Here is a 9,852-nt window from a genome sequence, read left to right on the forward strand (position 1 = left end):
GCCCCCGTCCGGTGCGTTTCCGGACGGGGGCCGAGGGGTGTGGCCGACCTGGGGCGGAGCGAGGGGCGCGGCGGGGCGCGTACCCTTTGAGGTGACAGAGTCCGGGCAGTGGCGGGAATGCGCCACGCCGGACGGGGACAATTGACTAAAGGACTGAGCGACCCTGGCACGCCGTACGCCCGACGGTCCGCCGCCCGCGCCGACGGTGCAGCGGATTCGTCTCCGCTACACCAAGCGCGGCCGGCTCCGCTTCACCAGCCACCGCGACTTCCAGCGCGCCTTCGAGCGCGCCCTGCGCCGGTCCGCCGTTCCGATGGCCTACTCGGCCGGTTTCACCCCGCACCCGAAGGTCTCCTACGCCAACGCGGCCCCGACCGGGGTGGCGAGCGAGGCGGAGTACCTGGAGATCGGTCTGGCCGCCGAGCGCGACCCCGAGCAGCTGCGGGCGCAGCTGGACGGCTCGCTGCCGACGGGCCTGGACGTGATCGACGCGGTCGAGGTCCGCACACCGAACTTCGTGGAGCGCCTGGAGGCCTCGGAGTGGCTGCTCCGGCTGGACGGCGTCGAGCCGGCCGAGGCGGCCCAGGCGGTGGAGAAGTTCCTCGCCGAGGAGATGGTCGAGGTCGAGCGCCGGACCAAGAACGGCGTGCGGGTCTTCGACGCGCGCGGTGCGGTGGCCGCACTCGCGGTCGTCGAGCCGCAGGTCGACGGCGGTGCGGACGCAGGCTCCGGAACCGACCGCGATGTTCGGACCGGCCGTCCCTGTGCGATACTGCGCCTGGTAGTACGACACGCCACACCCGCCGTACGACCCGACGACGTATTGTCCGGTCTCCGTGCGACGGCCGACCTGGCGCCGCCGGTCCCCGCAGAGGTGACCAGGCTGGCGCAGGGGCCGCTCGACGAGGAGTCCGGCACGGTGACCGACCCGCTGGCGCTCGACCGCGCCGCGGCCCCGGCCGGCTGAGAAACGGCCGCCGGGCCGCGCGCTACCGCGTCCGCCTAGTGGGCGGAGGCCGGGTCCAGTTCCTCACTGGGCCCGACGGTCCTCCAGGGTTCCCGCGGCTCCCCAGGGGAGCGAGCGTCGCCGCAGCACAGGCAGGCCACTCGGGGCCCGCCGACCAGGACGGTCGGTGGGCCCGGGGCCCCGTCCGGGAGCCACCCGGGGTTGGGGGATGGCGCAGCTTGGGAAAACCTCAGAAGACTGGTCAGACCAGAAGACTTTCGACACCCCGCCGAGCGTGGGGCGCCGAGCGAGACTACGAGCCCCTGTGCGGCCTCGCGTCCGCGCGGCGGCACCGTCAAAGGGTCCGGCCCGAGCATCGTCGCGATGCCGGCCGCCCACTGGTGCCGCGCCGTGCCCGGATGTGGAGCCCGGGGGCCTGACGGGAGATCCACCCGCATGCTCGAGAACACCGATCCGCAGCAGGCTGCGGCCACGGAACAGAACGAAACCGCCGCGACCGGCGGCGAGGGCGCGTCCGCCGCGCCGCCGCGCCGTCGTCGCCGGGCGGTGTCCCGCCCGGCGGGCACCCCGCAGGGTGCGGCCGCCGAGGCGGCCGAGACGGTCCTGCCGGCCGAGACGCACGAGGTGCCCGCCGAGGCGGCTCCGGCGGCCGAGTCGGCCCCGGTGGCCGAGAAGCCGGTCCGGGCCCGCCGGACCCGCAAGCGCGCCGAGGCTCCGGCCGGTGCGCCGGAGGCGACCGCGATCGTGGTCACCGGGCCGGCGGCCGACGAGGCCCCGGTGACGGAGAAGGACCAGCCGGCCGGGAAGGCCGCGAAGAAGGCGGACAAGGCCGACAAGGCGGAGAAGGCCGACAAGGCGGAGAAGGCGGAGAAGCCCGTCCGGGCCCGCCGCACCCGCAAGCGGGCCGAGGCCCCGGCCGGTGCGCCCGCCGCCGAGGAGCCCGCCGTCGAGGCCCCCGCCGAGGAGCCCGCCGCCGCCGAGCCGATGGCTGAGGAGGCCCCCGCCGCTCCGGCCCGCCGGGCCCGCCGCCGTCGCGTGGTCGAGGCCGCGCCGGTGGTCGAGGCCCCGGTCGAGGAGCCCGTCGTCGAGGAGGAGCCCGCCGAGGAGGAGGCCGTCCAGGCCCCCGCCGCCGAGGCGCCCGCTGCCGCCGAGTCGGCCCCCGCCCCCGCTCCGGCCGCCGAGGCCGAGCCGCCCCACCGGGTGCGCCGCCGCGCGGTCCGCCCGGCCACCGCGGTCTTCCAGGCCCCGGTCTTCCAGGAGCCCGCCCCCTACGTCGCGCCGCCCGCGCCGCAGCAGCCCGCCGCCGCCCCGGCGCCGGTCGAGGCCCCGACCGCCGCCGAGCGCGTCGAAGAGGACGAGTACGAGTACAGCGGCGTCGGCCGCCGTCGCCGGGTCCGTACCCGGGTCGAGCCGGCCCGCCGCAAGCCGGTCGCCGCGGCGCCGGTCGCCGAGGCGCCGGTCAAGGCCCCCGTCGAGGCCCCGGCCGTCGAGGCGCCCGCCGTGGAGGCCCCCGCCGCCGCTCCCGAGACCGAGGGCGAGTGGGAGGAGGACGGTCGTCCGTCCCGTCGTCGCCGTCGCGGCGGCCGCCGCCGTCGCCGTGGCGAGGCCGAGGAGTTCGAGGCCGCCGAGACCGTGCAGCCCGCCGCCGAGGAGCCGGCCGAGGCCGTCGCCGAGGAGGAGGACGAGGAGGAGGACGACCTGGCCGCCGGCCTGTCCTCGTCGCGTCGCCGTCGTCGCCGTCGCCGCCGCAGCGGTGAGGCCGGTGCCGTCGAGACCGCCGAGACCACCGAGGACGGCGTCCGCACGGTGGTGAAGGTGCGCGAGCCGCGCCGCCGCTCCACCGAGCCGTCCTTCGACCCGGACGAGGTGCAGTCCATCAAGGGCTCGACCCGTCTGGAGGCGAAGAAGCAGCGCCGCCGCGAGGGCCGCGAGCTGGGCCGCCGCCGGGTGCCGATCATCACCGAGGCCGAGTTCCTGGCCCGCCGCGAGTCGGTCGAGCGCGTCATGGTGGTGCGCCAGAACGGCCAGCGGACCCAGATCGGCGTGCTCGAGGACGGCGTGCTGGTCGAGCACTACGTCAACAAGGAGCAGGCCACCTCGTACGTCGGCAACGTCTACCTGGGCAAGGTCCAGAACGTGCTGCCGTCGATGGAGGCCGCGTTCGTCGACATCGGCAAGGGCCGCAACGCGGTGCTGTACGCCGGTGAGGTCAACTTCGGCGCGCTGGGCCACGGCGGCCCGCGCCGGATCGAGTCGGTGCTGAAGTCCGGCCAGTCCGTGCTGGTGCAGGTCTCCAAGGACCCGATCGGCCACAAGGGCGCCCGCCTGACCAGCCAGATCTCGCTGCCCGGCCGCTACCTGGTGTACGTGCCCGAGGGCTCGATGACCGGCATCTCGCGCAAGCTCCCCGAGAACGAGCGCGCGCGCCTGAAGCAGATCCTCAAGAAGATCGTCCCGGACGACGCGGGCGTGATCGTGCGCACCGCCGCCGAGGGCGCCTCCGAGGAGGAGCTGACCCGCGACGTCCAGCGCCTCCAGCAGCAGTGGGAGGACATCCAGAAGAAGGCCGCGACCGGCAACGCCCCGGCGCTGCTGTACGGCGAGCCGGACATGACCGTCCGGGTCGTCCGCGACATCTTCAACGAGGACTTCACCAAGGTCATCGTCTCCGGCGACGAGGCGTGGACGACCATCCACGAGTACGTCTCCAACGTGGCGCCGGACCTCGCCGAGCGGCTCCAGCGGTGGACCTCCGAGGTGGACGTGTTCGCCACCTACCGGATCGACGAGCAGCTGATGAAGGCGCTGGACCGCAAGGTCTGGCTGCCCAGCGGCGGCTCGCTGGTGATCGACCGCACCGAGGCGATGGTCGTCATCGACGTCAACACCGGGAAGTTCGTCGGACAGGGCGGCAACCTGGAGGAGACGGTCACCCGGAACAACATCGAGGCGGCCGAGGAGATCGTGCGCCAGCTGCGGCTGCGCGACCTCGGCGGCATCATCGTGATCGACTTCATCGACATGGTCCTGGAGTCCAACCGCGACCTGGTGCTGCGCCGCCTGCTGGAGTGCCTGGGCCGGGACCGGACCAAGCACCAGGTGGCCGAGGTCACCTCGCTGGGCCTGGTCCAGATGACCCGCAAGCGGGTCGGCCAGGGCCTGCTGGAGTCCTTCTCCGAGTCCTGCGTGCACTGCAACGGCCGCGGCGTGATCGTGCACATGGAGCAGCCGAGCACCCACGTCCACGCCCCGGCCGCGGTCGCGGGCGAGGTCTCGGGTGGCGGCAAGCGCCGTCGCCGGGGCAAGGGCGGGGTCGGCCACGAGGAGCCGCAGGCCGTCGAGGCGGCGGTGGCCGAGGCGGTCGTGGAGGCCGCTGAGGCCGTGGTGGAGGCCGCCGAGCCGGTGCGCGAGGAGATCGAGGGCCAGCTGGCCCTGGAGGTCCCGGGCGTCGAGGCCCCGGCAGCCGAGATCGCGCCGGTGGAGGCCGCCCCGGTGGCCGAGGCCCCGGCCGCCGCTCCGCCGGGCCGTCCCCGCCGCCGCGCGGTGCGCAAGGCGACGGCTCCGGCCGGCGCGCCCCAGGCCGCCGAGATCGTGGTGCTGCAGGCGAAGGCGGACGCGGCCCTGGAGGCGGCCCTGGCCGCCGCCGCCCCGGCCGTCGAGGCCGCCGCGGAGACCGCCGCCGAGGCGGTCGTCGAGGCCGTCGCGCAGGCGCAGCCCGAGGCCGCCGAGGAGGCCGTCGTCGCGGAGGCCGTGGTGACGGAGGCGGTGGTCGTCGAGACCCCGGCCGCCGAGCCCGCCGAGGCCCCGGCCGCGGAGGAGGCGCCCGCCGAGGAGGCCCCGGCGCCGAAGAAGCGGGCCGCCCGCAAGACCGCCGCGAAGAAGACCGCCGCCAAGAAGACGACCACGGCGGCCAAGAAGACCACCGCCCGCAAGACCGCGACCAAGCGGACGAGCGCGGCGGCCAAGAAGGCCGCGGCCGCCGAGGGTGATACGGCGGCCGAGTAGTGCCCGTGCCCGGGGGCGGGAGCCATCCCGCCCCCCGGGCCGTACGGGCCGGTTTGCCCCTCGGGCGGCTGGTCCGTATTCTTGACCATCGGCGTGTCTACGCCACGCTCCCGAGCACATCACCTTCCCGGAGCCCCGCGTCCGCGCGGAGCGAACGGGAGGAGGCCCCTGTGTCCGTACCCAGGTGGCTGGCGTCGGGAGTTCCGACCGAGTTGGGAAAGTAGGTACCGCATGTACGCGATCGTTCGCGCAGGCGGCCGCCAGCACAAGGTCGCCGTCGGCGACGTGCTGGAGATCGACCGTATCGAGGCCAAGCCGGGTGACTCGGTGGAGCTCTCGACCATTCTGGTCGTCGACGGTGACGCCGTCACCTCCGACCCGTGGGTCCTGGCCGGCGTGAAGGCTCACGCCGAGGTGGTCGACCAGACCAAGGGCGACAAGATCGTCATCCTGCGCTACAAGAACAAGACCGGCTACCGCCGTCGTCAGGGTCACCGTCAGAAGCACACCGCGGTGCGCATCACCAGCATCGACTCGGTCAGCAAGTAAGGGGATAGCGAGATATGGCACACAAGAAGGGCGCAAGCTCTACCCGCAACGGCCGTGACTCGAACGCCCAGCGCCTTGGCGTGAAGCGCTTCGGTGGCCAGGTCGTCTCCGCCGGCGAGATCCTCGTCCGCCAGCGCGGCACCCACTTCCACCCGGGTGCCGGTGTCGGCCGTGGTGGCGACGACACCCTGTTCGCGCTGACCGCCGGTGCGGTGCAGTTCGGCAACCGTCGCGGCCGCAAGGTCGTCAACATCGTGGCCGTCGAGGCCTGAGTCCGAGCGGACTCACGAGTCGCGTCAGACTCACACTGAAGGGTGGGCCGGAATGTTCCGGTCCACCCTTCGGCTTTACGCAACAAGCAGGACTCATCCGCACTGGAGGCACATCCCATGACCACCTTCGTGGACCGCGTCGAACTCCACGTCGCCGCGGGTAACGGAGGCCACGGCTGCGCCTCCGTGCACCGCGAGAAGTTCAAGCCGCTCGGCGGCCCGGACGGCGGCAACGGCGGCGAGGGCGGCAGCGTCATCCTCACCGTGGACTCGCAGGTCACCACGCTGCTCGAGTACCACCACTCGCCCAAGCGCAAGGCCACCAACGGCAAGCCCGGAGCGGGCGGTAACCGCACCGGTGCCGACGGCGAGGACCTCGTTCTGCTGGTGCCGGACGGCACCGTGGTGCTGGACCGCCAGGGCAACGTGCTGGCCGACCTGGTCGGGCACGGCACCAGCTTCGTCGCCGCCCAGGGCGGCCGCGGCGGCCTCGGCAACGCCGCGCTGGCCTCGGCCCGCCGCAAGGCCCCCGGCTTCGCCCTGCTCGGCGAGCCCGGCGAGGCCCGCGACATCGTGATGGAGCTCAAGTCCGTCGCCGACGTGGCCCTGGTCGGCTACCCGAGCGCCGGCAAGTCCTCGCTGATCTCGGTGCTCTCCGCCGCCAAGCCGAAGATCGCGGACTACCCCTTCACCACCCTGATCCCCAACCTCGGCGTGGTCACCGCGGGTGACACCGTCTACACCATCGCGGACGTGCCCGGTCTGATCCCGGGCGCCAGCCAGGGCCGCGGCCTGGGCCTGGAGTTCCTGCGGCACGTCGAGCGCTGCTCGGTGCTGGTGCACGTGCTGGACTGCGCCACCCTGGAGCCCGGCCGCGACCCGCTGACCGACCTGGAGACCATCGAGGCCGAGCTCGCCGAGTACGGCGGCCTGGACGACCGCCCGCGCCTGGTCGCGCTCAACAAGGTGGACGTGCCGGACGGCCAGGACATCGCCGACCTGACCCGGGCCTCGCTGGAGGAGCGCGGCTACCAGGTGTTCGAGGTCTCCGCCGCCTCCCGCAAGGGCCTGCGCGAGCTGAGCTTCGCGGTGGCGAAGATCGTCGCCGAGGCGCGCGCCGCCAAGCCGGCCGAGGAGTCCACCCGGATCGTGCTGCGGCCCAAGGCCGTGGACGACGCGGGCTTCACCATCACCGAGGAGGACGGCGCCTACCGCATCCGCGGCGTCAAGCCGGAGCGCTGGGTCCGCCAGACCGACTTCGCCAACGACGAGGCCGTCGGCTACCTCGCCGACCGGCTGGCCCGCCTCGGTGTCGAGGAGCAGCTGTGGAAGGTCGGGGCGCAGGAGGGCGACACCGTCATCATCGGCCCCGAGGAGAACGCCGTCGTCTTCGACTGGGAGCCGACCATGGCCGCCGGCGCCGAGATGCTCGGCCGCCGCGGTGAGGACCACCGCTTCGAGAACCCGCGCCCGGCGGTCGACCGCCGCCGGGAGAAGCAGAAGGGCCGGGACGCGGCCGAGGCCGAGTTCCTCGCCTTCGAGGCGCTCTCCAGCGGCCGCCAGTCCGCCATCGAGGGTGACGACGAGGACGACTGAACCGGTTGACGTGAACGGCCCCCGCCACCTGTCGAGGTGGCGGGGGCCGTTCACGCATTCACGGGTGACGCGGCGTCACTTCGCCCAGGAGGCCTGCAGCTTGAGCAGGTCGTTCAGGTCGGTGTAGCCGACCGCGGCCGGCGTGTTGCCGGCGATGGTGAAGATGTCGCAGCCCTTGGTCTCGGCGCCCTTGGCGATGCCCTGGAACTTCGCGCCGGTGCACTTGGGCATCGGGGTGGCGGCGCTCAGGGTGGGGAGGCCCTTGCCGCCGGAGCTGTCGAAGACGACGAACTTCGAGTTCGGGGCGGTGAAGGAGAGGCTGGACTCCCCGAGGTTCTTGATGGTGTAGCTGACGTAGACCGGGGTGCGGCCGTCCAGCCCGGCGGTCGGGACCTTGGCGGCGGTGAGGTCCTGGAGCGAACCGACCTCGATTCCGGTGACGGTGATCTGCAGCTTGGCGGCGACGTTGGAGGTCTTGTCGGCGAAGTCGACGGTGGCCGACTGGCCGACCTTCACAGTGGTGCCGGCCTGCGGAATCTTGCCGGCGCCGCCGCCCGCCGCGCCGGCCGTACCGGCGCCGCCCGTGGCCGCACCGCCGTCGGCGGCACCGCCCGTGGCGGCACCCCCGGTCGCCGCGCCGCCGTTGGCGGCACCACCGGCTGCGCCACCGCCGGTGGCAGCGCCCGACGGGGCGGCGGTCGAGCCGCCGGCCGCACCGCCGGCCGCACCGCCCGAGGCGGCACCCGTGGCCGCGCCGGTCTGGGCCGGGGCCGCGCCGGTGGCGCCGCCGGTGGCGGCCGGGTCCGGGTTGTCCGGGCCGCAGGCCGCGAGCGAGAGGGCGGTGGCCGCCGCCAGGGCGGCGACGGTGAGCTTCGTGGTGTACGAACGCATGGTGCGCTTTTCTCCTGGGCATGCGGCCGCGAACCGTTGCCGGCCTGCCCAGTGCGGCGCCGCCCGATGACAGGAAGGTCGAAGACGAGTGGGTACAGCGGGCAAGAAGCCGTCCCCCGATCTGGCTTTCGGTCAGGGACCATACCAGCCATCCGGATTGGCGGCCGGGCTGTGGCGAGGCCGTGACCAGGCCGGGTCCAGCCGGTGAAACACTCTGCGGGAGGCCTGCGCGGATCGCGTAGATTTCGGGGTTGACGGCCGGGCGGCGCCCGCCGTACCCGCACCACACCGGAAGGGCGTACAGCGAGATGAGCGAGGACTCACTGCGGGAGGAGGTGCTGACCGCACGGCGGATCGTGGTCAAGGTCGGCTCCTCCTCACTCACCACGGCGGCCGGCGGCCTGGACGCCGACCGGGTCGACGCCCTGGTGGACGCGCTCGCCAAGGTGCGCGCCCGCCCGGACACCCCCGAGGTCGTCCTCGTCTCCTCCGGTGCCATCGCCGCCGGGCTCGCCCCGCTCGGCCTGGACAGGCGCCCCAAGGACCTGGCCCGCCAGCAGGCCGCCGCCAGCGTCGGCCAGGGTCTGCTGGTCGCGCGCTACACCGCCTCCTTCGCCCGGTACGGCATCCGGGTCGGCCAGGTGCTGCTCACCGCCGAGGACGCCAGCCGGCGCGCCCACTACCGCAACGCCTACCGGACGTTGGACCAGTTGCTGGCGATGGGCGCGATGCCGATCGTCAACGAGAACGACACCGTCGCCACCGCCGAAATCAAGTTCGGGGACAACGACCGGCTGGCCGCCCTGGTCGCCCACCTGGTCCGGGCCGACCTGCTGGTCCTGCTCTCCGACGTGGACGGCCTCTACGACGGCGACCCGGCCAAGCCCGGCACCAGTCGGATCGGCGAGGTGCGCGGCCCGCACGACCTGGACGGCATCGAGATCGGCAGCGCCGGCAAGGCGGGCGTCGGCACCGGCGGCATGGTCACCAAGGTCGAGGCGGCCCGGATCGCCACCGGCGCGGGCATCCCCGTGGTGCTCACCGCGGCCAGCCACGCCGCCGACGCGCTGGCCGGACGGCCAACCGGAACGCTCTTCCTGCGCACCGGCAGCCGCACGTCCGACCGGATGCTCTGGCTGGCCCACGCGAGCAGCCCGCGCGGCGCCCTGCACCTGGACGCGGGCGCGGTGGAGGCGGTCGTCTCCGGCGGTGCCTCGCTGCTGCCGGCCGGGGTCACCAAGGTCGACGGGGAGTTCACCGCGGGTGATCCGGTGGACCTTCTTGCCGAAAACGGCCACATCGTGGCGCGCGGACTGGTCAACTTTGATGCAAGGGAGTTGCCCCGCCTGCTCGGCCGGTCCACCCGCGACCTGGCCCAGGAGTTCGGCGCCGCGTACGAGCGCGAGGTCGTCCACCGCGACGACCTGGTCGTTCTGCGCGGCTGACCGGCCGATCAGCCGGCGCCGGCCGATCGGCGGAGCGCGGCCGGCGGGCCGCTCCGTACAGGAGCGGCCCCGCCCCGGGGGGGGGGGGGGGCCGCCCGACCCGGCGGCCGCAGGCCGCCGGGGCCGG

Annotated in this window: 7 protein-coding genes; 6 read left to right on the plus strand and 1 reads right to left on the minus strand. The window is 74.1% G+C overall.

Annotation, left to right across the window (positions count from 1 at the left end):
• Nucleotides 1-205: 205 nt before the first annotated feature.
• From ACFVWU_RS43010 to obgE, 5 genes are all read left to right on the plus strand, one after another.
• Complete coding sequence (locus ACFVWU_RS43010) at nucleotides 206-967, plus strand: TIGR03936 family radical SAM-associated protein (protein ID WP_387631769.1); 762 nt, start codon at nucleotides 206-208, stop codon at nucleotides 965-967.
• 435 nt (nucleotides 968-1,402) lie between these two features.
• Nucleotides 1,403-4,972 (plus strand): ribonuclease E/G, encoded by a 3,570-nt coding sequence (locus ACFVWU_RS43015; RefSeq protein ID WP_387631770.1) that lies wholly within the window; start codon nucleotides 1,403-1,405, stop codon nucleotides 4,970-4,972.
• A gap of 231 nt (nucleotides 4,973-5,203) precedes the next feature.
• Nucleotides 5,204-5,521, plus strand: coding sequence for a 50S ribosomal protein L21 (gene rplU / locus ACFVWU_RS43020; RefSeq protein ID WP_030233759.1), 318 nt, complete (start codon nucleotides 5,204-5,206; stop codon nucleotides 5,519-5,521).
• Between the two features lie 14 nt (nucleotides 5,522-5,535).
• Nucleotides 5,536-5,793, plus strand: a complete 258-nt coding sequence (rpmA, locus tag ACFVWU_RS43025; RefSeq protein ID WP_030058248.1) for a 50S ribosomal protein L27 — start codon at nucleotides 5,536-5,538, stop codon at nucleotides 5,791-5,793.
• A gap of 117 nt (nucleotides 5,794-5,910) precedes the next feature.
• Complete coding sequence (gene obgE, locus ACFVWU_RS43030) at nucleotides 5,911-7,389, plus strand: GTPase ObgE (RefSeq protein ID WP_387631771.1); 1,479 nt, start codon at nucleotides 5,911-5,913, stop codon at nucleotides 7,387-7,389.
• A gap of 75 nt (nucleotides 7,390-7,464) precedes the next feature.
• Here obgE and ACFVWU_RS43035 read toward each other — a convergent pair whose 3' ends face one another.
• A complete protein-coding gene (locus ACFVWU_RS43035; RefSeq protein ID WP_387631774.1) occupies nucleotides 7,465-8,280 on the minus strand; it encodes a hypothetical protein in 816 nt (271 codons plus the stop codon).
• A 308-nt stretch (nucleotides 8,281-8,588) separates the two neighbouring features.
• Here ACFVWU_RS43035 and proB point away from each other — a divergent pair, with 308 nt between their 5' ends.
• On the plus strand, nucleotides 8,589-9,725 hold the full coding sequence (gene proB / locus ACFVWU_RS43040) for a glutamate 5-kinase (RefSeq protein ID WP_387631777.1): 1,137 nt from the start codon (nucleotides 8,589-8,591) through the stop codon (nucleotides 9,723-9,725).
• Nucleotides 9,726-9,852: the final 127 nt, after the last annotated feature.

Origin of the sequence: Kitasatospora sp. NPDC058190 (genome assembly GCF_042883685.1) — a bacterium.
In the GTDB taxonomy this organism is placed as follows: Bacteria; Actinomycetota; Actinomycetes; order Streptomycetales; family Streptomycetaceae; genus Kitasatospora.